Raw genomic sequence first — 21,749 nt, 5'->3', positions numbered from 1 at the left:
TACACCCGTCGAAGGCACCGTCGGAACACCATGAAGGTCAGTTACAAGGAAACGGACGATCCCTGCGGCGTCGCCATCACGGACCAAATCAAACAGCGACGCCTCCAGGTCGTGACTGACGCGCCCGTCTCACCGACACCCACGAACCCCGAGTCCTTCGAGTTCCCCGTCGACAAGGCGTTCACTATCGAGGCGAGCGAGTTATCGATCGCCAGAGCCGAGGAGGTCTACATCCGGAGCGAGTGTGGTACGTATGACGGCCCAGTGAGTGCCCATACGACCACGGAACTCGAGGCGAACGGGTACAGTCTCGACATCTCCGCACCTGTGAAACTCTACTGGCAGTTCGAAGGGGCTCCGAACATCACGAAAGGAGCGGATTCGACGCGGCTATCTTTCACCGATCCGACGGTCGTCGAGTTCGGCGTCCGCACTTACCACAAGCATCCGGCGGGTAGTATTACCACAACAGAAGATCCGGACGACGTAATGCAGTCATTGAGTACGCTATCGTCCGCGTTGAAGACGACAGCATCAGAGCGTTCGTATCCAACACTCCGCGGACATCCACCACTCGTCGAACTGGGGGACGAGCTCGATATCCCCCGTGGGTTCTCACCGCCGGATACAGGCGTGGAAATAGTGATCCCCCCCGAGTTCGATTACATCTATCCGGCAACGCCACTCGCGTTCTATCTCGGCGCGAACCTCGTTCCCGGCAATGCACCGACGTTGCGAACGGAACGCTTCGAACACGACCTCGCCACAGGGCACTGGTTCGAGGACGACGTCGCAGACCTGTTGAAGCGAATGCTGTTCCTGGACTGTATCGTCAGGACCGAGGGTATTCACCAAGTCGACCTTTACGAGCGCAAACAAATCGAGCCGGAGCTTCCGTTCGACATTGCGTCGATGTATGGTCGCCCCCTCTCGGAACAACTGGAGGCCTATCTAGCGGTCCCGCAAGAGGTCGTGGAACCACACCTCCCACGGTGGTGCCTGACTGCGCATCTTCCGAACACGCCAGATCAGGTCTCGGCAATCCCCCATATCGTGAACGATTTGGGAGTGATTCGTTCCACCCGAGGACAGACGAGATCCGTATCACGTACGGCGACTACCGCGGGTTCAGCAACTCGGGTACGACGGTCTGCGCGGAACTCCGCACCGGAGGAAGTATCGCTGCAGCTCATCGAGCCGGAGGTCAACGACGAATCGATTGAACACGCCTGGTTCGGGGACCAACTTCCGATGGGCGCGTCCAAAGCCTCGGTGGACTCCTTCGAGCACCAGCTCGAACAGGGCCAACGGAGCGAGTCAATCAATATCACTGTGGTCTGTAACGACCCTCGGATGCTCGACGAGCAGGTGACCCTGGACGACGTGTACGGTGACAGGGACGACCAACCCTACAACATTGACTCCCATTTCGGAGTGCCACAGGACGAACTCGCCGAACTCCTGACAGAGAACTCCTGCGATTTCCTCCATTACATTGGTCATGCGACGCCAACTGGACTCCGGTGTACAGACGGAGAGCTCGACGTACGCGAGCTCGAAACGGTTGGAGTGAACGTCTTCCTCCTCAATGCGTGTCGCTCCTTCGAACAAGCCGAAGCACTCGTCGAAAAGGGTTCCTTCGGTGGCGTGGCGACGCTAGGCGATGTCGTAAACGAGCACGCCGTCGAAATCGGACACGCAGTCGCTCACTTCTTGAACCTGGGGTTCCCGTTACGCGCAGCTATCGAACTCGTGCATGAACACACCCACATCGGGGAGCAGTACCTCGTCGTCGGTGACGGGTCCGTCGACGTAGTCCAGTCCGATGGTGGACCACCGATGGTCTGTCACGTCGAATCAGGTGAGACCGATACGTTCGAACTCAGTATCCAGACCTACCCAACGAAGGAATTACAGCTCGGATCTCGGACGGTCCCGACGATTGACTCCGTCGAGGAGTACTATCTCCTCCCCGGACGGATGAAGACGCTTGAACTCGAAGAACAGGAGCTCGTCGACTATCTAACCTGGACTATCTCGCCTGTCGAGTTCGAGAATGAACTCTACTGGAACAACACTATCGGGACCGTCAACTTCCAGTAGAACCTCTAATTGCTACCGGTTTTACGGACCAGGGCTCGCCTCGGCTCCAGTCGCGACCACAGGAGCCGCCTGCATGAGCAGCAGGCCGATCATGAACAGGACGCCGATCATTCGGGGGTGCTCGGACAGCCAGTCGGACATCGTGCCTTTGTTCGACATTGCAACTGCATGGTGCGCGGGCACATACATCAAATTATCTTAATATTACTTATAAAATTTCACGGTTTTTTACCGTTTTGGTAAACGTGTTTTCGTGTCTTCCGAGGAAAACAAATCAAACGTGGAATAATGCTGCTAATTGACAATGATGCAGCCAAAAACTACAAGTATTGCTGAACGCCCGGGCAGTTCTAATCGCTCGCAGTAATCACCAATCGGTTCGGCCGGGGCCGGCGCTGCTAGTAGTCGATATCGTCCGTGACCGCGTCGGCGGCGAGGACGAGGCCCCCGCCGATGAGTGCGAACAGGACGATCGGCGCGAGCGCGGAGACGGAACCCACGTCGGCCTCGGCCGAGATCGTCGAGAGCGGCTTCACGAGGCCGCCGACCATCAGGCTCACGAGGAACGTGAGGGTGCCCGCGCGGAACTCCTCGAACGCCCACTTCACCACCCGTGCCATCGTCAGCAGGCCGAGCAGCGCACCTGAACAGAACGTGACGACGACTGCGCCGGACTCGGCGAGCGCAGGGACCTCGCCCCCCCGTGCGAGCGCGATGACCCCGTCGACGAACGCCGTGAGGTTCGAGATCATGTACTCGTACTGGTTGAGGACGAGGAGGAGGAACGACCCGGAGATCCCGGGCAGTATCATCGCACACACGGCAATCCCCCCGGCGAGGAACACGACCGGCAACGAGCTCCCGACCGCGCTCTCCGGCAGGCTGGACAGGGCGGCCGCGAGCACGATTCCGGTCACGGCGACGGCCAGCCGACGCGGCGACTGCACGTCCACCTCGGAGTAGAGCACGACCGCCGACGCGCCGATGAGCCCGAAGAAGAACGCCGCCGTGATGGCCGGGAACCGCTCGAGTGTGTGGTCGAGCACGCGCGAGAGGGTCAGCACCGCCGTGGCGATGCCCAGCCCGAGGGTGACGAGGAACACCGCGTCGGCACGGAGGAGCAGGTCGCGGAAGTCGGTCCGTCCCTCGGCCGTGTGGAGTCCGAAGAGGAGCCGCAGGTCTGCAGGGTCCACCGCGGTGATGGCCGTGATGAGCCGCTCGTAGATGCCGGTGATGAGCGCGATGGTCCCACCGGAGACCCCGGGGACCGTGTCGGCCGCACCCATGAGGAACCCCTTCAGGTAGACGGAGAGTGACGAACGCATCGACCGTGGCTACCGCCCGGGGCGGGGAAAACAGTTCGCTTTCGGCTCGCTACGCCAGCGGTGCGTGGTGGCGGACGGGGAGGAGCGCGCCGTCGGTTCGTACCTGTTCGTCGGTGGACTCCTCGGAGCCGTCAGACGACGTCGAGGCGTTCCCGTCGAACGTGACCTCGATGGACGAGCTGTCCTCGCTGACGACGGCCGTCTCGGGGACGGACACCCGCGCGGACTCGTTGCCGTAGGTGACCTCGTAGTCACCCGTCGCCTCGACCGCCACGTCGGTCGCGCCGTCCTCGGGGCCCAGCTCGTCGTTGGTCGCGTACGGGACGGTGATATCGAAGTTGCCGTCACCGTCGGTCTGGACCGTCTGGGTGTAGTTGAACGTCCGGTTCAGGGTGTCCGAGGTGAGTTCGACACGCGCGGTGACGTTCGTCGGGCTGCTCACGTCGGCCTGTCCGGAGAGCGTCGCGCCGGGAACCCGTTCGTAGGTCTTCACCGTGGACTCGGCCTGGGTGTTGTACGTCTCGTACTGCGGCCTGAGCTGGTACTGGAAGAACTGCTGGACGGGGAGCGGCTGGTTCACGAACTGCGTCGGTTGGAGTGTACCGGACTCGTTGAGCGCGATCGACGTGAACACGCGCTGGTTCGACGCCTCGTGGACCAGTCGGTAGTGCTCCATCCCCCCGGCGTCGTCGAAGTAGAGCCGGGAGAGCATCGTGTTCTCGTACGACTCAGAGCGGGTCGGCAGGGCGGCCTGCTCCCCGCCGACGGTCACGTTCGACCGCTGGTCGTAGTACGATCCCGGGCCCGGGCCGGTCCAGGTCGCGATGGCACCGAACTTGCCGCCGGCCATCTGGTAGTCGATGACGACGTACTGCGTGTCCTCGCTGGCCTCCTGCTCGGTCTGTTCGTCGATGAGGCTCCGGAGCTCGTCGTTGCTGAGGTTGTAGAGCCGCTGGTCGGTATCGTCACTATTCGGGAGCGCCTCGAGCAGGAGGTTCGCACGCGTCTCGTCCTGGGCCTGCAGGTAGGCGGAGGCGATCTCGGCGTTCCCCTGGAACGGATTCGCCACCGGGACGCGTTCGCTCTTGGTTGTGATCCAGTGGCCGTAGTCCCACCACGACATCACGCCGTACGCTCCCTCGGGGTACTCGAAGTCGTCCTGATTCGGGTAGCGGTCGTAGTAGCCCAGTTCGTTCTCCGCATCACCGTACTGTCCGGGCTGGGGCGTGTTCTGCTGCATCCACTCGGTGCTCTCGTTCCAGATGAGCACCGAGCCCGGAGAGAGGTCGCTCGCCTGGGCATCGACAGTCGTGGAGGTCATGTTCGCCGGCGGGACGAGAGGCACGAGCACGAGCATCAGTACAGAGATGATGGCGATGACCTGGTAGGGTTCGATGTCGAACGTCTCGTCGGTGATGTTTTTGATTCCGATGAACGAGACGATACGGCCCAGGAACCAGCCGTTCAGCGCCGCGATGGGGACGACGAGATAGTAGTTGAACCGGACCTGCGTCAGCGCCATCAGGAACGCGAAGACGGTCCAGACGGCGACGAGCAGGTGCTCGGCGCGGTACTCCTCACCGAGATACAGGTAGGAGAGGAGCCAGACGAGCGCGACGAGGGCCAGGATGTAGCTCAGTCCGTACTGCGAGCCGAAGAACTCCGTCGCGGTCTGGAAGAACGGCTCGCCCGCCCCGACGACGGACTGCGCCTCACCGATAGTCAGTATGTTGTCGCTGACGCTCAGGGCCACCGTCTGCTTGAGGCTGGAGACCAGCCGGTTGTACACCGGCGGCACGAGGAATCGAGCGCCGGCGAGGCCGAGTACCAGTAGCGAGCCGACCGCGAGCGGGAAGTGGGCGCGGCGTTCATCATCGTGGACGTAGTAGGACCCGAACGCGAGCGGTCCCGCGATGAGGAAGACGATCGCGAACGGATACGGGAGGAACGTGAACCCGAAGAGAGGAGCCAGCACGAGCGCGAGGAACAACGCTGCGCTCAGCGGGAGAACGACAGCGCGGAGCGTCTGGACCTCCAGCCCGTTCCAGACGCGGGCGAGGTAGGCGATGAACGCCGAGCCGGCAGCGAGACCGAGCGAGATACCGACCTGCAGTGGCGAGAGCGAGGTGACGCCGAGAGTGAACTGGTCGATGCTCAGAAGCACCAGCACCGCACTCACGAGGCCGATGACGACACCGGTGTAGGCGAGGTGGTCGGGGGATCGGCCGGCCTGATACTCGACGACGAGGGCGATGGTGTAGAAGACGCCGAGGATACCGACGATGACGACTGCCGGCGGCCAGACCCACATGTAGAGACCGACTGCGAGGCCGGCGAGTGCAGCCCACTTCGTCGGCCCGCGGAGGGCGGCCCAGTCCCGGTCGAGCAGCAGTTCGAAGACTGGCTTCTCGCGCTCTGCCGAACGGAGGGCGACCATCACAGCGAGCACCCCGAAGGCCTGGAAGAGAACCTCCGCGACGTGGTGGTCGGAGAACCCAGCCGTGCTGCGGCGGAGGAAGACGCCAGGGAGGAGTGCGAGGACCAGCGCGGCGGCGACACCACCCGAGCGGCCGCCGAGTCGCTTCCCGATGAAGTAGGTGGGGACGGCGACGAGCGTACCGAAGACGGCCGGGGCGACGAGCAGCGTCATGCCGATCGTCTGTTGGGACGGGTCACCGAGCCCGACGATGAGAGCACCAGTCGCGACGATCTGATCGAAAAGCGTGCCGAACTGGTCGGCTCTGGTGCCTGTCGGGTACTGGGTATAGACGTCGTAGGGCATCGTCCACGGCCAGTTCCGGACGGTCCACGACACCTGCCGGTAGTGGTACCAGGCGTCGTTTCCGGCGAAGAACACCTGCCCGTTCCGCGTGAACTTGTCGAGCGGCTGGAGCCTGACCCAGAGCATGAACAGCATAATCAGGCCCACGCTCGGCACGTGATACCAGCGTTCGAAGGCTTCGAGGAGGGAGCCCGAGGTCGCGTCCTCGGTTTCGGTCTCCTCTCCGGTCGACGTACTCATTGTACGGGAAAAGTCTGAAGCCACGAATAAGCCTTGTGTAATCGTTTCGGAGAGGAACAAGTTGGGAAAAGCGCGATGCAAAACGCTTATTCGCGCTTCGGGGGTGAATCCGAACGATGAACGTCTCCGTCGTCATCTGTACGTACCCGACGGACCGCTACGAGGTCTTCTCCGAAGCTGTCGAAAGTGTTCTGAACCAGACATACGACGAGATCGAGATCGTCCTGGTAATCGACGGGAACGAGGAGGTCCACGAACGTGCAGTCACCGACTTCGGCGACGAGGAGACCGTGCGCATCCACTGCAACGACGAGAACCGGGGCATCTCCTACTCCCGGACGAAGGGTGCCGAACTCGCGACGGGCGAGGTCGTCGCCATGATCGACGACGACGCCGAGGCCGAACCCGACTGGATCGAAACCCTCGTCGAAACGTACGAGGAAACCGACGCCGTCGCCGTCGGCGGACAGGTGCTCCCCGACTGGCAGGTCGCAAAGCCCGACTTCTTCCCCGACGAGTTCTACTGGCTCGTCGGCTGTGACGAGAAGGGCTTCGGCGAGCACATGGAGGAGCTGCGCAACACGTACGGCTCGAACATCTCGTTCCGACGCGAGGTGCTGTTGAACGTCGGCGGCTACGACGAGAACACCGGCCGCAAGGGCGACAAGCACATCCAGGCCCACGAGTCCACCGTGGGCGCACGCATCAGACGCGAGTACGGGCGCGGTGTGGTCTACAACACCGACGCGAAGGTCCACCACAAGCTGTTCGAGTACCGCGGCGACTTCAGGTGGCTCGCCAGCCGATCGTTCTGGCAGGGCTACTCGAAGCGCATCATGGACCACATCATTCCCGAAGCGTCGGGCGACAAGAACGAGTACCTCGCGGACCTGCTCACGAAACACGTCCCCGAACGGCTCGTCTCACTCGGTAGGGAGCCCGAGCTGGCGAAGGTGAAACAGCTCGCCGCACTGTTCGTCTTCACCGCGATGGTGGGTTTCGGCTACGTTTATGCCATTCTGACACCGAACCTGCTGGACGACTACGAGGAGTGACCGTGACCCGGAATCGGCCCACGCGTGGAGTCGACTGCGAGATTCGCTTGAGTTGGAGACGATAGTAGATGCGTCTCGGACAGACATCTGCGGTCTTCTTCGCCTCGAAGTTCCTCGGCTCGATCATCGGGTTCGTCGCCACCGTCGTGTTCGCTCGGATACTCGGCGAGGCCGTCCTCGGCCAGTACGCTGCAGTGCTGGCCCTGGTCACCTGGTTCACCCTCGTCGGAAAAGTCGGCCTCTCCGAATCTATCACGAAGCGGCTCAGCGAGGGCGACGAAGTCGGCGAGTACCTCGGTGCGGGTCTCCTCTCCATGGGGACTATCGCGTTGCTGATCGTCGTCCTGACGCTGCTGTTCCAGGGCTGGGTCGACAGGTACGTTGGGTCCTCGGTTGCCGTCGTGCTCGTGGTCATTGTGCTCGCAGCGCTACTCAACGCGTTCGGGAGTGCCGCCCTCCAAGGTCGGCACCTTGTCCACGTGACCTCTGTGCTGGCGACGGTCGCCCAGCTCGTCAGGAGTGGTCTCCAGATCGGCCTGCTGCTGGCGGGCTTCGGCCTCCAGGCGATGCTCGCGACCTACGCGCTCTCGCGGTTCGTCCCCGGTATCGTCTCCTTCCGATTCATCGACACCCGACCAAAGCTCCCCTCCCGTCGGCACTTCGAGTCCCTGTTCGACTTCGCGAAGTTCTCCTGGCTGGGCAACGTCCAGTCCCGCGTCTTCAACACGCTCGACATCCTGCTGCTGAAGGCGTTCGTTGCCTCCAGCTTCGTCGGGGTTTACTCGGCGGCCTGGTCCATCGGACTCGTCCTCGACATTTTCGGCAACGCTATCCGTACGACAATGTTTCCCGAGATGAGCAAGGTATCAAGCGCCGACAACGACGACGCGGCGGTGGCGAGGCTCACCGAGGACGCGCTCACGTTCACGGGCCTGTTCCTCATCCCGGGATTCGTCGGCGGGCTCGTCGTCGGTGACCGCCTGCTCCGTATCTACGGGGACGGGTTCGCCATCGGGACCGAGGTACTTACCATCCTGTTGTTCGCGTTACTGGTCTATACGTACACGAAACAGCTCCTGAACACGCTCAACGCGGTCGACAGACCGGACCTCGCGTTCCGGACGAACGCGCTATTCATCGGGTCGAACGTCGTCCTGAACGTGGTCCTGATCTCCCAGTACGGCTGGGTCGGCGCGGCGGTGGCGACCCTCGCCTCCGGCGTCATCGGCATCGTCCTCGCCGCCGGGTACGTCAATCGGCTGCTTGACGTGTCCGTGCCCACCAGCGAGATTGGTCGGCAGTGGGTCGCCGCGCTGGCGATGGGAGCGGTCGTCTACGGAGTCCGAGCGGTCACGGAGGGTCACCCACTCACCCGGTTCAACGCGGCCTACGTCGTCTGTCTCGTCGGCGTCGGTGCGGCGGTCTACTTCGGGTCGCTCCTGGCCATCTCCCCGAAGTTCCGGGTCACTGTAGCGGACAATATCCCCTTCGAGGTTCCATTCTGAACGGTCGTATCACGCGACCGGCGCCACGCCGGCAAGATCGAACAGCGCCCGCAACCGGTCGGGGTCGACGTGGAGGTCGTCGCCGCGTGGTTCGAATCCAGCACAGGCGTACTCGTTGTTCGTCTGGACCGCGAGCGCGTAGAACACGGGGTTGACGTACGATCCGAACAGCTCGACGAGGGTCGCGTCCGTGGCGAACAGCAGGTTCGTCAGTCCCGCCCCGTGGACGCCGAGCACGACGTCAGCGTCGGCGAACGTGGCGACCTGTTCGGCGACGGAGTGTTCCTCCGGCCGGAACCGTTCGAACCCGTACGTCTCTAGCAGCGGTGCCAACGAGTCGAGGTTCGAGACCCGTCGGCTGTCCCCACCCTGGCGACTGACGTAGAGCCGGCCTGTGTCCGGTGCATGGCTCGGCACGTCATCGGCGACGTGCGATCGCATCCGTTCACCCAGCCACCGGACGGCGTCGGGGTTGAGCGAGTAGTAGTGGTTCGGGAGACGGGGCGCCGAACCCTCCGTCTCGCGCGGAAGCGCCGGGACGACGAGTCGGTCCACGTTCGTCCGCCGACCGTCCCAGACGCGCCAGTCGGACTCGTCGTAGCCGACCAGCGAGAGTGCGTCCCGCATCCAGTCGCTCGTCTCCGGTGGGAGCAACAGTAGCGGCTCCTTGCCTGACGTGGCCGTGTACGACGAGAGGGCGGCCAGCCGGACGAGGTAGTCGAAGTGCCAGTGGTAGAAGTTGTCCGTCCAAGGGCCGACGAGCGAGACGGCGGTGTCGACCGAGCGCGCCGCGTGCCCGTCGCGCCGGACCGGAAGCGTCCGTTCGAGCACGGACCGGGCCGCGCTCACGCCGACCCGCTTGTTCCAGCCAAGCGAATTCTCGAGGAGGACCCGCCCGTCGGGGAGGAACGTCAGCCCCTCGGGACCGACGAGCTGGACGTCCGAACACTCAAGGACGGTCCAGGGTGGCGTGTCCGTCGACACCGGACGCATGGCAAGTCGGCTCGGCACGGGATCAAGCGCCACCTGCCGTTCGAAGGAGACCGTTTCGGCGTGGCCGTACCGGTGTACGCTCTCGACCCCGGTCGTCGACGCCTCGAATAGCGCCGGCCGATCGAGCGTCCGGCGGCCGATCACCCACCGGACCATCTCCGAGCCGAGCAGCCGGTCGACCGCACCCGTGACTCGTCGCTCGACTCCGAACATCGTCGCCGGCAACTATCCAGCCCCGGGGTTTACGTGTTTCTACTGTCCCCGACCGCCCCGGCAGTGGATATCGAACCGCGACCGTTGAAACAGGTTCAAATAGCGCCTGGTCTAGGTACTGGTATGCTCCCGGCGGTCAAGCAACTGTTCGCGCGGACCCTCCCCCGGCTGTACACACCGCGAGTGAAACGCGTCAGCAAGCAGCTCGGCCTCCACGGGGTCTTCGTCTCCCTCTACATCAAGCTCCTCACGGCGTTCACCTCGCTCGGCTACCGGTTCTCGTCCGACACCGGGATCTTGCGTGTCGGAGGAATCGAGGCGGAGTTCCACGTCGACAGTCGCATCGAGTACGACCGCGTGACGACAATGATCGGAGAGGAGGCCGTCCTCGAGGCGTTCGTCGAGACCGTCCAGCACGACGACGTGGTCTGGGACATCGGCGCCAACGTCGGGACCTACGCGGTCGTCGGCGCGCTCGCCGCACCCGACGGGACGGTCGTCGCGTTCGAGCCACACCCGGACAACGCCCGGCGAATCGACGAGAACGCCGCCCTCAACGACATCGAGAACGTGCAGGTCGAACGGGTGGCGCTGGGGGACAGCGACGGCACCGCGCACCTCCATCTTCACGGTGACCAGTCCGGCGGTGGCCAGCACAGCCTCGTCGACGAGGCCGAGGACGCCGTCGAGGTCGACACCGCCCGTGGTGCCTCCTTCGTGGCCGACGGCGGTCCGGCACCGAACGTGCTCAAGATCGACGTCGAGGGCGCCGAACTGGGCGTGCTCGACGGGATGCCGGAGCTGCTCGCCACCGACCACTGTCGCGTCCTCTTCGTCGAGGTCCACCACGAACACGGCGTCTCGAACGACGCGGTGGAAGGACGGCTACACGCCGCTGGCTTCGAGACGACGGCCATCGAGGAACGGGGTGGGACGACGTTCCTCCGCGCGACCAAACAGGACGCGGTGGACACGTCCAGCCCGATCCCAGTCGCCGACTCATCGGACGAGTCGGCGGAGTAGTGTCGGCAGCGACCCGAGCGCGAGCCGGTAGGTCGACCGGTTGAACAGGAGGTACCTGCGGACGACCTCGACGAACGTCCCGAGGTCGCGCTGGAGCAAGGCCCCGTAGGCGATGGGGAGTGCGGCCATCGCACGGTAATCGGCCGCGAAGCGCTGGAACGCCCGCTCCGACTGGGCCTCGGCGATCGGCCCGTGCCACTTCTCGAGGAACGTGTCGACGCCGTCCATCCGGGCGGGGTAATCGTGGGAGATGCGGTCGTCGGCGTCACGGGCGAAGTACGACAGCGGCTCCTCGACGACGCCGACGCGGACACCCTCGCGGGCGAGGCGCATCCAGAGGTCGTGATCCTGGCAGCTGTCGAGGCTCGTGTCGAATCCGCCGAGGTCGCGGAACGTGTCCCGGTCGAAGACGAGCGTCGACGTGTTCGGGGCGGTCCAGCCGTCGAGCAGCGGGGGCCAGACGTCGCCGTCCGGGAGCTCCTTGCCCGACTTCTGGACTGCACCGTCCGGTTCGACGACGTACTGGTCGCAGTAGACGAGTCCAACGTCGTCCGTCTCGAACACCGCGAGCTGGGCCGCAAGCTTCACCTCGTCCCAGTAGTCGTCCGAGTCGAGGAACGCGACGTACTCGGTGTCGGCGGCCTCGACACCCGTGTTCCGGGCGGCGGCGGCGCCACGGTTCTCATCGTGCCGGACGACGTCGACGGTAAGCTCGTCGGCGTCGTACAGGTCGTCGACGAACGACTTGACCGGGTCGGGGGAGGCGTCGTCGACGACGACGACCCGCTCCGGTCGGACCGTCTGGTTCCGCACCGAGTCCAGCGCCCGCTCCAGTAGTTCCTGACGGTCGTACGTCGGTACGACGACGGTCACGTCGCCAGTCGACTCCATCGGCTTAGGGATTCGGCGACGGTCCTATCACGGTTACGATGGCGGCTGACGGGTCAGGGCGTGGTGACGTCACATGTAGCCCAGGTCCTCCAGCTGCTGCTGGAGGTCGCCCGACATCTGGCCGTCGTCGGCCGTGTTCTCACCGGGGAACGCCGCTACCGCGTCCTCGGTCGCGGCGACGAGCGCTGCCGGTGCGTCGTCGACATCACGCTCGGTCTCGCCTTCCCACGCCGTGACGGTGCCGTCGGACTGGGCGGCGACGAACCAGCCGTCGTCGATCCCGAGGACGGTGTGGGTTTTCGCCTCCCGCACCGCGTACCAGTCAGGGACGTGCTCGTAGTTGTCGTACGACGACTCGTGGAACGGGTTCGCCGGCAGTTCGAAGAACACCGGCTCGCCGTCGACGGCGAGCAACTCACCGACCGACCCGTCGGAGTCGAGCCAGTCGGTCCCCTCGTCGAGCAGGCGGTTCGTGAGCCCGTGGAGCGGCACCGGTCGTTCGACCGTCCCGCCGTCGAGGACAGGGTTCGACAGGACGAGCGGGACGGTCCGGAGGTGTTCGCTCAGCGAGTCGAGGTGGCCCATCGATCGCTCGCCCCGGAGGTCCGTCTCGCCGAGCACCTCACCGTGGTCGGAAGTGACGACGACGAGCGTCTCCTCGCGGAGCCCGTTGCGTTCGAGCGCGTCGAGCAGCCGCGAGATGCGGTCGTCGACGCACCGGACCTCGGCGCGGTAGGCGGCCCGGACGAGGTCGAGGTCGTCCTCGTCGAGCGTCCCGCCGTAGTGCTCGTCGAGGAACACCCAGCTCTGGGCGACATCGGGGTCGAGGTCCCTGACATCCCCGACGGAGTACTCGCCGTCGGTCACGGCGTCGAGGTACTCCTGGACGGGCTCGTACGGGTAGTGTGTGTCCATGAAGTTCGCGAACGCGAAGAACGGCTGTGCGTCGCCCGCACTGCGGTCGAACAGGTCGACGAGTATCGACTCCGACCGGTCCGAACCCTCGGTGAGAAAGCCGTAGTCGTCGGCGTCGAACCCCGGTAGCCGACGCTTGTAGTCGTATCGCCGGTCGAGTTCGATGGCCACCGCCCTGAGGTAGTTGCCGAGGCTGGCGACGGGGCGGTCGTCTCGGAGCGCGTCGCCGAGTACCTGGAGGTACGTCCGTGCCCCAGGGCCTTCGAGCGGTTCACGGTCCCGGACCGCCGAGAATGGGTTCAGCCCGTGCGGGTTCAGCGGGCGGCGTGTCTCGTAGAACTCGTCGAACCCCGTTTCGAAGCCCTGCCCGCGGGAGAAGTAGATGTTCGAGGTGACGCCCACCGTCCGGTAGCCCCGGTCGCCCATCGCGTCGACGAGCGGCAAGGCGTCCATCTCGTGCCGGCGATGGTAGACGTGGTGCTCGTGGGCGTACTCGCCGGTGAAGATGGAGGCGTGGGAGGGAAGCGACCAGTTCGCCGGCGCGATGGCCGACTCGAAGCTCGGGTTCTCGGCGGCGAGCGTCGAGAGCGTCGGCGCGGTCTCCGGGGTGACGGCGTCGGTTCGCAGACAGTCGAGAACGAGAAAAAGGACGTTTCGTGGCACGGTCGCTGTGGGACGTGTCGGCGCGTGCGGCGAAAATACCTTCCGGTTACTCGTCCCGAGACTGCCAGGCTTAAATAGCCGGTGCGATTACCCCACGCAACGACTGGAGCTCCGGGCTCCGAGGAACTCATGGCAGAGAACCCGACCGTCACGGCAGTCGTCCGAACGTACGAACGACCCGACCTCGTCCAGCGGGCGATCGACAGCGTCCTCGCCCAGACGTACGACGACTACGAGCTGCTGGTCGTCGACGACCACTCCGAGGACCGTACCCCGGAGGTGGTCGAGCCCTATACCGAGGAGCACGACCACGTCCGGTACATCCGCCACGAGGAGAACAAGGGGCCGGGGCCGACGTTCAACACCGCGCTCCAGGTTGCCGAGGGCGAGTACATCGCCTACCTGGACGACGACGACGAGTGGCTCCCGGAGAAGCTCGAGGCACAGGTCGACCGCATGGAGACCGCAGGCGAAGAGTACGGCCTCTGCACCGGCGTCGTCGAGCACGTCGACATGGACACCGGGGAGACGTTCAAGACGTTCCGTCCGACCTGCGAGGGCGACGTGTACATGGACCTCCTCCGCCACGGCTCGGGCTCGGTGCTCGGGATGCCCTCGGCCATCATGCTCCGCATGAGCGCGATGGACGACGTCGGGGAGTTCGACGACCTGCCCCGTGGGAGCGGCCAGGACCTCTACCGGCGACTGACGAAGGAGTACAAGGTCACCCACGTCGACGTGCCCTGCCTGCGCTACTACGTCCACGACGACCGCATCACCACCCACGCCTCGACCGAGGACGTACAGAAGGACATCTACGCCCGGGAGACCAAGCTCGAACGCTTCGGCGACGACTTCCGGACGATCCCCGAGGGCTACGCCCGCGAGCTGGAGACGCTCGGCAGCCTCTACCTCTACGTCGGAGAGAAGGAGCGCGCCTACGAGCTGTTCCGGCAGGCCCGCGAGGTCGACGGCTGGAGCGCCACGCTCGCGCTCCGGTACGCGCTCTCGGTCCCGAGTCTCAGCCTGTACCAGTTCTTCTTCACGCCCGGCTTCCGTTTCCGAAAACAGCTCGACAGGCTCGGTCAGCTGCTCGGGCGGTAGCTTCGACCGCCACACGGCGCCGACGCGACGGACAACATTGATTGCGCGGGTCACCCTACCGCCGCATACTGACCATGAAACTGCTCGTGACGGGTGGGGCCGGGTTCGTCGGCTCCCACCTCCTCGGCCGCCTCGTCGACGCCGGCCACGACGTCGTCTCGTTCGACGCCTACGAGAGCTACCTCTCGCCGTCCTCGCGCCAGTACCGACCGTACCTCGACCACCGCATGGAGGGACTCGAGGACGAGGTCGAGTTCCTCGAGGGCGACACCCGCAACCCCATCGAGGTGGCGAAGACGGTCGAGCGCGTCCAGCCCGACCGGATTGCCCACCTTGCACACCTCCCCATCACGGGTACCTGCGAGGACCACCCCGAGGCGGCTGTCGACTCCATCGTGCAGGGTACCGTCAATCTGCTCGAGGCAGCGAAGGCGACCGACTCAGTCGAGCGATTCCTCTACACCTCCTCCAGCATGGTGTACGGCGAGTTCCAGTACCGTCCTGCTGATGAGGAACATCCCCGAAATCCGAAGGGCGTCTACGGTGGCGCGAAGCACGCCGGTGAGACACTCACCCGCTCGTTCTGCCGGAACAGCGACCTCGACTTCACCGTCGTCCGACCCTCCGCCGTTTACGGCCCGACCGACGTGAACCGTCGCGTCTCGCAGATATTCGTCGAGCGTGCGCTCCGCGGCGAACCCCTCGCACTCCACGACGGCGGCCAGCAGGTACTCGATTTCACCTACGTAGAGGACACCGCACAGGGGTTCGACCTCGCACTCACCGAGGACGCCGCCGCCAACGAGACGTACAACGTCACCTACGGCGAGGGCCGGACGGTGAAGGAACTCGCCGAAGTCATCGCGGAGTACGTCGACGGCGTCGAGACGGAGACGAAGCCCGTTGGCGACTTCCGGCCAAAACGTGGCGCGCTGGACAACTCGAAGGCTCGTGAGGACCTGGACTTCGAGCCGCGGTTCTCGCTGGAGGAGGGGATGGAGCGCTACGTCGAGTTCGTCCGGTCGGTCGGCGTCGTCGAGTAGCCGCCCGAGCGTGCGGCCGCGCCCGCCGCCGGAGAGACCAAAAGCGTCTTTCTGTTCGGGGCCAAGCGGACAGTCGAGATGGAAGTTCCGCTGTGTGACCCCGATATTCGCGACGCAGAGGTAGACGCCGTCGAGGAGGTCCTCCGGTCGGGTTGGCTCGCCCACGGCCCGAAGAACGACGAGTTCGAGGAGGCGTTCGCCGACTACGTCGGTGCCGAGCACGCCGTCTCCCTGAACTCCTGTACGTCCGCGCTGCACCTCGCCGTCGAGGCGAACGACATCACCGGCGAGGTCATCCTGCCGAGCTTCACGTGGGTCGCGTCCGCCAACGCCATCGTCACCGGCGGGGCCGAGCCCGTCTTCGTCGACATCGACCGCGAGACGCGCAACATCGATCCCGACGCGGTCGAGGAAGCCATCACCGACGAGACGGAGGCCATCATGGTGGTCCACTACGGCGGGCTGGCCTGCGACATGGACCGCATCATGGCCATCGCTGACGAGCACGACCTCCACGTCATCGAGGACTCCGCCGAGACTATCGGGGGGACCTACGACGGTCAGGTTGCTGGTACGTTCGCGACGGGCTGCTACTCGTTCTATCCGACGAAGAACATCACCACCGCCGAAGGAGGCGTCCTCACTACCGACGACGAGGAGCTCGCCGAGGAGGTTCGCACACTGCTCGGCCACGGCGTGCCCTCGACGACGTTCGACCGCGAGGACGCCGACAAGTCGTGGTTCCGTGCTGCGACGAAGGCGGGCTACAACTTCCGGATGAGCAACGTCCACGCCGCCCTCGGCGTCGAGCAGATGGAGCGTCTCGACGAGATGAACGCGGCCCGTCAGGAGCACGCCGCGTACTTCGACGAGACACTCGCCGACGTCGACGGCATCGAGACGCCGACCGTCCCCGACGGCCGCGAGCACGTCTACCAGATGTACACCGTGCTGACCGGTGCGGGAATCGACCGCGGTAAGCTGCTCGAACGCATGAACGACGCCGGCGTCGGTGCGTCGGCGCACTTCTACCCGCCGGTGCACGAGCAGCCCAGGTACGAGGGTCCGGAGTACCAGCGCCACGACCTCTCGACGACCGAGCAGGTCGCCCGCGACATCGTGACCCTGCCGATGTACCCGACGATGACTGCCGAGGAGCGCGAGTACGTCGTCGAGACGCTCGTCAACACCCTCGACGACCTCCGATGAGCTGCTCCGTCCTGTTCCTCGGGAACAAGGAACGGGGGACGCTGTGTCTGGAAGCACTGCTCGACTCCCGCCACGAGATCGTGGCCGTCGTCGCACCGCCGGCCGACAGTACCGAGGACTGGTATCGCTCGCCGGTCCCGGTCGCCGAGGAGCACGGCATCCCGGTCCACCGGCCAGCGGACGTGAACGACCCCGAGGTCGTCCGGACGCTCGCCGACCACGAACCGGACCTGACCGTAATGGCTGGCTACAGCCAGATCCTCGGCTCCGAGGTCCTGAACGTCGCCCCCGAGGGAACGCTGAACCTCCATGGCGGGAAACTGCCGTCGTACCGGGGCGCCTCGACGCTCAACTGGATGCTCATCAACGGGGAGGAGGAGGGCGGCATCGCTGTCCTGTTCGCCGACGAGGGAATCGACACCGGCGACATCGTTGCTCAGGAGCGGTTCGACATCGCCGAAGAGGACACCATCGTCGACGTGGTCGAACGCACGAACGAGCTGTTCCCGGGGATGCTCGTCGACGCGGTCGACGCCATTGACGACGGGACCGTCAAACGGACACCACAGTCCCACGGGGAGGGGACCTACTGGCACAGCCGCCGGCCGCGCGACGGTGAGATCGACTGGCAGCACATGACCGCACGCAACGTCCACGACCTCGTCCGGTCGCTCGCCGGCCCCTATCCGAGTGCGTACACCCACCACGACGAGGCGAAACTCGAAATCACGGAGACGAGCGTGCCCGACGAGGACGTACGGGGGATTCCGGGCCGGGTCGCCCGCACGCGAGGACAGGGTGTGCTCGTCGTCGCCGCGGACCGCGCGGTGCTGGTCGAGCACGTCCAGCCCGAGGGCGGGGAGGAACAGCCCGCACGCGAGTACTTCTCCGGCGTCGGCGTGGATCTGGGATGAGCGTCGGCGGCGACGCCTGCCAAGCTACGCGGCCGGCTCCCAGCCCAGGTACGTAACGATGGTCCGACCGATCCGCTCGACGGAGAACACCTCCTCGTACGTCTCCCGCCCTGCAGCGCCGATTCGTTCGCGGAGTTCGGGGTCGTCCCGCAGCGTCCGAACCGCTTCGGCGAGCGCCTCGCCGTCGGTGGGCGGGACGAGGTAGATGTCCTCACCGTGCTCGAACCACTCGCGGATGCCGCTGGCGTCCATCGTCACGACCGCGGTGCCGGCGGCGACACCCTCGGTCACCTTGTTCGTGATGCTCGCGTCAGAGCGCGGGTCGTCGGCGAAGATGCCCAACGCCACGTCACCACCAGCTGCCGCGACCGAGAGTTCCTCCCAGGGAACTCTACCGTGGATGGCGACGTTGTCGAGCCCACGTTCGTCGATGGCTCGCCGGACGCGCTCGTCCTCGGGTCCCTCGCCGTAGAGCTCGAAGCGGACGCCCTCGTCCTGAAGCTGCCCGGCAGCGTCGACAACTGTATCTAGCCCGTGGTGGGGCAGAAAGTTGCCCCAGTAAACGACGGTGAAGTCGTCGAAAGCTCCTTCGTCATTGTCCGGGTGGAACCAGGTGTCGTCGGCCCCGATTGGCACCCCTAGCAGCTTCTCACGTGGAATATCGTACAAATTGCTATAGAGGTCGGCGAAGGCGTCGGTCTCGGTTAGGTTGTGGTCCGGCAACCGGAGGGCGAGGTACTCGATCCAGTAGACAACCTTCGCCTTCCAGTCGGCGTAGCCGTGCATCTCCACCGTCCGGGAGAGCGAGACGAACAGGTCGTAGACAAGCGTCGCCCCGAGCCGCCAGGCCAGCAGTGCCGCGATGGGCAGGATGAGCGGGTTGAACTTCGTGAGCACGATGGCGTCGACATCGTCACCCGTCTCCCGTCGAATCTGTCGGATGCCTCTCCAGATGCGGAAGTAGAACACCGGCAGCAGCGCGAGTTTCTTCGGCCCGATGAACAGCGGGGCCGCCCGGTAGCGACACTCGTGGACTCGGACCCCCTGCGAGCGGAGGCCGTCGCGCAGCGACACCTCGCGGTAGTAGTCGCCGTCGTAGTCGCCCAGCAGGATGACCGTCCGGCCGTCGTCGCCCATAGCTGGCTCGCCGTACCTCCGGCGCGCCGATAAGGGTGCCGATGTGCCGGCTGGGGTGGCATCTGTGGTGCCGACGGACTCAGCCCAGATAGTACTCGACCGTCGCTTCGATACCCTCGTCGAACGACCACTCCGGCTCCCAGCCGAGTGCCTCTACCTTCTCGGTGTTCAGGGCGTATCGCTGGTCGTGGCCCGGGCGGTCCTCGACGAAGGTTATCTGGTCCTCGTCCGCGCCGACGAGGTCGACGATGGTCCGCGTGATCTCGATGTTCTGGCGCTCCTCGCCGCTGCCGACGTTGTATATCTCGCCGACTCCGCCCTCGCGCAGGACCAGCTCGAACGCCCGGCAGGTGTCCTCGACGTAGGTCCACTCGCGGACGTTCGTCCCGTCGCCGTACACCGGCAGGTCCTCCCCGTCGGCGGCGAGTTCGATGAACTTCGGGATGAGCTTCTCCCTGTGCTGGCGCGGGCCGTAGTTGTTCGAGGAGCGCACGATGACGACCGGCAGGTCGTGCGTGCGCTCGTAGCTCCGGCAGAGCAGGTCCGCGCCGGCCTTCGTCGCCGCGTAGGGGTTCCGCGGGTCGAGGCAGTCGTCCTCGTCGAACTCGCCCTCGAGGATGTGTCCGTACACCTCGTCGGTCGACACCTGGAGGAACCGATCGACGCCGTGTTCGGTCGACGCCGCGAGCAGGGTCTGTGTCCCGCCCACGTTCGTGTCCACGAATTCCGCCGCGCCGTCGATGGACCGGTCGACGTGCGATTCCGCGGCGAAGTTGACCACCGCGTCGACCTCCGCCACGAGTTCGTCGACCAGCTCCGTGTCGCGTACGTCGCCCTCGACGAAGCGGTGGCGCTCGTGGTCGAGCACGCCCTCGAGATTACGCCTGTCTCCCGCGTACGTGAGCGCGTCGAGCGTGACCACCTCGTGGTCCGTCTCCTCGATGCAGTGATGGACGAAGTTCGACCCGATGAACCCCGCGCCGCCGGTGACCAGTAGCCGCATACCTGACCCGAATCCAGCGCGCGTTATCAGTATTCTGGTCGGGGGAGACGGTGCTCACAGCCTCGACGAACCGGGGGACGGACGGACTCAGATGTCGTACTTCTCGGCGTGGCGCAGGATATGCTCCCGGGCCTCCGCCGACAGATCTTCGAAGCGCAGCACGTTCTCGCAGTCCAGTCCGGGGCACTTCTGGACCCGGTTGGACTCGAGTTCGTTCGCGGCGACGACGGTGCCACAGTCCGGACAGGTGAGTGTGTAGACCTTCATAGTCGGAGCTTCGAGTTCTCGCCGACGACGAGGCGACGGCCCTCCGGGAGCATCTCGGCCGAGGAGCCGATGGTCGTGCCACGGCCGAGCAGGCTGTCGACGATGGCCTCGTCCGTGGTGATGTCGCTGTCCCCGATGACGACGCTGTTGCTGATCTGGACGTTGGCGAGCCGGCTTTGCTCGCCGACGGAGGTGTAGGGACCGACGTAGGTGCCGGACTCGACGGTCACGTCGGCGGCGAGGCTGGTCGGACCCCGGACGACCGCACCCGACTCGATGACCGCCGTCTCGTGCATGTCGACCTGTCCGACGACCTCTGCGCCGTCCTCGATGGTGCCGTCACGCGAAGCGTCGATGTCGTCGAGGACGAGCCGGTTCGCCGAGAGGATGTCCTCGGGCTTGCCGGTGTCCTTCCACCAGCCCTGGACGACGTGGGAGTCGATAGCTCCACCCTCTTCGAGCAGGAGGTGGATAGCGTCAGTGATTTCGAGTTCGCCACGGGCGGACGGTTCGATGGCCGCGACTGCGTCGAAGATGGCCGGCGAGAAGACGTAGACGCCGATGATGGCGAGGTCGCTCGGCGGGTCGTCGGGCTTCTCGACGAGCGACGTGATGTCGCCGTCGTCGTCGACGGTGGCGATGCCGAACTGGCTGGGGTTGTCGACATGCTGGAGCGCCAGCCCGGCGGCGTAGTCGCCGTCGCGGAAGCTGTCGACGAGTTCTGTGATGCCGTCGTTGAGGATGTTGTCGCCGAGGTACATCACGAAGTCGTCGCCGTCGACGAACTCCTCGGCGCAGCCGACGGCGTGGGCGAGTCCGAGCGGGTTGCCCTGCACGATGTAGGTGATGTCGACGCCGAACTGGCTGCCGTCCCCGAGGAACTCCTGTATGGCCTCGCGGCCGACGTTGCCGAGAACGACGCCGATGTCTGTGACGCCGGCTTCATGGAGGTCCTCGATGGCGTACTGGATGACCGGTTTGTTCGCGACCGGGACGAGCTGCTTCGGGCCGGTGTGCGTGATGGGGCGCAGGCGCGTTCCGCGGCCGCCGGAGAGTATCAGCCCCTTCATCTGTGGACTGACGACTGGCTCGTCGGTCGGCCGGCGATGCGGTTCGTTCGAACGGACGGGACGAAGGAGGCTGTCACACCTACCGGTAGTGCCCGGGGCCGACTTATAGGTGTTCGTCCGCCGGGTGGTCGTCGTCCGGACCGCCGGCAGCCGGGTAGTCGACGGCGTCGGCGTCTCGCAGGTACGCCGTGGTGTACTCGTGGAGGTCGGGGAACTCGTCGGGCCCGAACGCACTGACCGCCCCGTGCTGGTCGTCGAGCGTCATCTCGGCGACGCCGAGGTCGGTCTCGACGA

The 21,749-nt window shown here is 65.2% G+C and carries 19 protein-coding genes; 8 read left to right on the top strand and 11 right to left on the bottom strand.

The window, feature by feature from the left end; translation table 11 throughout:
- The first annotated feature begins 30 nt into the window (after nucleotides 1–30).
- Complete coding sequence (locus NO345_RS16680) at nucleotides 31–2,103, top strand: hypothetical protein (protein WP_256301116.1); 2,073 nt, start codon at nucleotides 31–33, stop codon at nucleotides 2,101–2,103.
- A 21-nt stretch (nucleotides 2,104–2,124) separates the two neighbouring features.
- Here NO345_RS16680 and NO345_RS16675 read toward each other — a convergent pair whose 3' ends face one another.
- The 3 genes from NO345_RS16675 to NO345_RS16665 all read right to left on the bottom strand — a co-directional run bounded on the left by NO345_RS16675 (nucleotide 2,125) and on the right by NO345_RS16665 (nucleotide 6,450).
- The gene (locus tag NO345_RS16675) at nucleotides 2,125–2,262 is read right to left on the bottom strand and encodes a DUF7503 family protein (RefSeq protein WP_256301114.1); all 138 of its coding nucleotides are present in this window, start codon (nucleotides 2,260–2,262) and stop codon (nucleotides 2,125–2,127) included.
- Nucleotides 2,263–2,501: 239 nt separating this feature from the next.
- The gene (locus tag NO345_RS16670; RefSeq protein WP_256301112.1) at nucleotides 2,502–3,428 is read right to left on the bottom strand and encodes a DUF368 domain-containing protein; all 927 of its coding nucleotides are present in this window, start codon (nucleotides 3,426–3,428) and stop codon (nucleotides 2,502–2,504) included.
- Between the two features lie 49 nt (nucleotides 3,429–3,477).
- Nucleotides 3,478–6,450, bottom strand: a complete 2,973-nt coding sequence (locus NO345_RS16665; RefSeq protein WP_256301110.1) for an STT3 domain-containing protein — start codon at nucleotides 6,448–6,450, stop codon at nucleotides 3,478–3,480.
- Between the two features lie 116 nt (nucleotides 6,451–6,566).
- Between NO345_RS16665 and aglG the strand changes: the two genes are divergently transcribed.
- Together aglG and NO345_RS16655 are read left to right on the top strand one after the other, a co-directional pair.
- On the top strand, nucleotides 6,567–7,505 hold the full coding sequence (gene aglG, locus NO345_RS16660) for a glucosyl-dolichyl phosphate glucuronosyltransferase (RefSeq protein ID WP_256301108.1): 939 nt from the start codon (nucleotides 6,567–6,569) through the stop codon (nucleotides 7,503–7,505).
- Nucleotides 7,506–7,573: 68 nt separating this feature from the next.
- Nucleotides 7,574–9,010 (top strand): flippase, encoded by a 1,437-nt coding sequence (locus NO345_RS16655; protein ID WP_256301106.1) that lies wholly within the window; start codon nucleotides 7,574–7,576, stop codon nucleotides 9,008–9,010.
- A gap of 9 nt (nucleotides 9,011–9,019) precedes the next feature.
- Here NO345_RS16655 and NO345_RS16650 read toward each other — a convergent pair whose 3' ends face one another.
- A complete protein-coding gene (locus NO345_RS16650; protein WP_256301104.1) occupies nucleotides 9,020–10,216 on the bottom strand; it encodes a glycosyltransferase family 61 protein in 1,197 nt (398 codons plus the stop codon).
- A 123-nt stretch (nucleotides 10,217–10,339) separates the two neighbouring features.
- Between NO345_RS16650 and NO345_RS16645 the strand changes: the two genes are divergently transcribed.
- Complete coding sequence (locus tag NO345_RS16645; protein WP_256301102.1) at nucleotides 10,340–11,239, top strand: FkbM family methyltransferase; 900 nt, start codon at nucleotides 10,340–10,342, stop codon at nucleotides 11,237–11,239.
- Here the strand turns inward: NO345_RS16645 and NO345_RS16640 are convergent.
- Together NO345_RS16640 and NO345_RS16635 are read right to left on the bottom strand one after the other, a co-directional pair.
- Nucleotides 11,216–12,130: a glycosyltransferase family 2 protein gene (locus tag NO345_RS16640; RefSeq protein ID WP_256301100.1), complete on the bottom strand. Its 915-nt coding sequence runs from the start codon at nucleotides 12,128–12,130 to the stop codon at nucleotides 11,216–11,218. The two genes, NO345_RS16645 and NO345_RS16640, sit on opposite strands and share 24 nt — an antisense overlap.
- A 69-nt stretch (nucleotides 12,131–12,199) precedes the next feature.
- Nucleotides 12,200–13,708, bottom strand: a complete 1,509-nt coding sequence (locus NO345_RS16635; protein WP_256301098.1) for a sulfatase-like hydrolase/transferase — start codon at nucleotides 13,706–13,708, stop codon at nucleotides 12,200–12,202.
- Between the two features lie 129 nt (nucleotides 13,709–13,837).
- Between NO345_RS16635 and NO345_RS16630 the strand changes: the two genes are divergently transcribed.
- The 4 genes from NO345_RS16630 (at nucleotide 13,838) to NO345_RS16615 (ending at nucleotide 17,978) form a co-directional block, all read left to right on the top strand.
- The gene (locus NO345_RS16630) at nucleotides 13,838–14,812 is read left to right on the top strand and encodes a glycosyltransferase family 2 protein (protein ID WP_256301096.1); all 975 of its coding nucleotides are present in this window, start codon (nucleotides 13,838–13,840) and stop codon (nucleotides 14,810–14,812) included.
- Between the two features lie 74 nt (nucleotides 14,813–14,886).
- Entirely contained in the window at nucleotides 14,887–15,855 is a 969-nt protein-coding gene (locus NO345_RS16625; protein ID WP_256301094.1) for an NAD-dependent epimerase/dehydratase family protein, read from the top strand.
- A 78-nt stretch (nucleotides 15,856–15,933) separates the two neighbouring features.
- Complete coding sequence (locus NO345_RS16620; RefSeq protein ID WP_256301092.1) at nucleotides 15,934–17,064, top strand: DegT/DnrJ/EryC1/StrS family aminotransferase; 1,131 nt, start codon at nucleotides 15,934–15,936, stop codon at nucleotides 17,062–17,064.
- A complete protein-coding gene (locus tag NO345_RS16615) occupies nucleotides 17,061–17,978 on the top strand; it encodes a methionyl-tRNA formyltransferase (RefSeq protein WP_256301090.1) in 918 nt (305 codons plus the stop codon). Before NO345_RS16620 ends, NO345_RS16615 begins: the two co-directional genes overlap by 4 nt.
- 24 nt (nucleotides 17,979–18,002) lie before the next feature.
- Here the strand turns inward: NO345_RS16615 and NO345_RS16610 are convergent, their stop codons facing one another.
- The 5 genes from NO345_RS16610 to NO345_RS16590 form a co-directional block, all read right to left on the bottom strand.
- Nucleotides 18,003–19,115: a glycosyltransferase family 4 protein gene (locus tag NO345_RS16610; RefSeq protein ID WP_256301088.1), complete on the bottom strand. Its 1,113-nt coding sequence runs from the start codon at nucleotides 19,113–19,115 to the stop codon at nucleotides 18,003–18,005.
- 79 nt (nucleotides 19,116–19,194) lie between these two features.
- Nucleotides 19,195–20,118 (bottom strand): dTDP-glucose 4,6-dehydratase, encoded by a 924-nt coding sequence (rfbB, locus tag NO345_RS16605; protein ID WP_256301086.1) that lies wholly within the window; start codon nucleotides 20,116–20,118, stop codon nucleotides 19,195–19,197.
- Nucleotides 20,119–20,205: 87 nt separating this feature from the next.
- Nucleotides 20,206–20,385, bottom strand: coding sequence for a hypothetical protein (locus NO345_RS16600; RefSeq protein ID WP_256301085.1), 180 nt, complete (start codon nucleotides 20,383–20,385; stop codon nucleotides 20,206–20,208).
- Entirely contained in the window at nucleotides 20,382–21,455 is a 1,074-nt protein-coding gene (locus tag NO345_RS16595; protein WP_256301083.1) for a glucose-1-phosphate thymidylyltransferase, read from the bottom strand. Before NO345_RS16595 ends, NO345_RS16600 begins: the two co-directional genes overlap by 4 nt.
- A 103-nt stretch (nucleotides 21,456–21,558) precedes the next feature.
- The coding region (locus tag NO345_RS16590; RefSeq protein ID WP_256301081.1) for a hypothetical protein at nucleotides 21,559–21,749 on the bottom strand (191 nt) is incomplete at its 5' end.

The sequence above is a fragment of the Haloarchaeobius salinus genome, assembly GCF_024464185.1.
GTDB lineage: Archaea > Halobacteriota > Halobacteria > Halobacteriales > Natrialbaceae > Haloarchaeobius > Haloarchaeobius salinus.
Note: the sequence above shows the minus strand (reverse complement) of the source record. Positions and strands in the feature narration are given on the sequence as shown.

Coding starts and splice junctions, on each gene's coding strand:
- NO345_RS16615 (WP_256301090.1), top strand. CDS start 17,061: ATGAGCTGCTCCGTCCTGTTCCTCGGGAACAAGGAACGGGGGACGCTG.
- NO345_RS16680 (WP_256301116.1), top strand. CDS start 31: ATGAAGGTCAGTTACAAGGAAACGGACGATCCCTGCGGCGTCGCCATC.
- NO345_RS16655 (WP_256301106.1), top strand. CDS start 7,574: ATGCGTCTCGGACAGACATCTGCGGTCTTCTTCGCCTCGAAGTTCCTC.
- NO345_RS16640 (WP_256301100.1), bottom strand. CDS start 12,130: ATGGAGTCGACTGGCGACGTGACCGTCGTCGTACCGACGTACGACCGT.
- NO345_RS16645 (WP_256301102.1), top strand. CDS start 10,340: ATGCTCCCGGCGGTCAAGCAACTGTTCGCGCGGACCCTCCCCCGGCTG.
- NO345_RS16650 (WP_256301104.1), bottom strand. CDS start 10,216: ATGTTCGGAGTCGAGCGACGAGTCACGGGTGCGGTCGACCGGCTGCTC.
- aglG (WP_256301108.1), top strand. CDS start 6,567: ATGAACGTCTCCGTCGTCATCTGTACGTACCCGACGGACCGCTACGAG.
- NO345_RS16630 (WP_256301096.1), top strand. CDS start 13,838: ATGGCAGAGAACCCGACCGTCACGGCAGTCGTCCGAACGTACGAACGA.
- NO345_RS16600 (WP_256301085.1), bottom strand. CDS start 20,385: ATGAAGGTCTACACACTCACCTGTCCGGACTGTGGCACCGTCGTCGCC.
- NO345_RS16625 (WP_256301094.1), top strand. CDS start 14,887: ATGAAACTGCTCGTGACGGGTGGGGCCGGGTTCGTCGGCTCCCACCTC.
- NO345_RS16595 (WP_256301083.1), bottom strand. CDS start 21,455: ATGAAGGGGCTGATACTCTCCGGCGGCCGCGGAACGCGCCTGCGCCCC.
- NO345_RS16665 (WP_256301110.1), bottom strand. CDS start 6,450: ATGAGTACGTCGACCGGAGAGGAGACCGAAACCGAGGACGCGACCTCG.
- rfbB (WP_256301086.1), bottom strand. CDS start 20,118: ATGCGGCTACTGGTCACCGGCGGCGCGGGGTTCATCGGGTCGAACTTC.
- NO345_RS16675 (WP_256301114.1), bottom strand. CDS start 2,262: ATGTCGAACAAAGGCACGATGTCCGACTGGCTGTCCGAGCACCCCCGA.
- NO345_RS16670 (WP_256301112.1), bottom strand. CDS start 3,428: ATGCGTTCGTCACTCTCCGTCTACCTGAAGGGGTTCCTCATGGGTGCG.
- NO345_RS16610 (WP_256301088.1), bottom strand. CDS start 19,115: ATGGGCGACGACGGCCGGACGGTCATCCTGCTGGGCGACTACGACGGC.
- NO345_RS16620 (WP_256301092.1), top strand. CDS start 15,934: ATGGAAGTTCCGCTGTGTGACCCCGATATTCGCGACGCAGAGGTAGAC.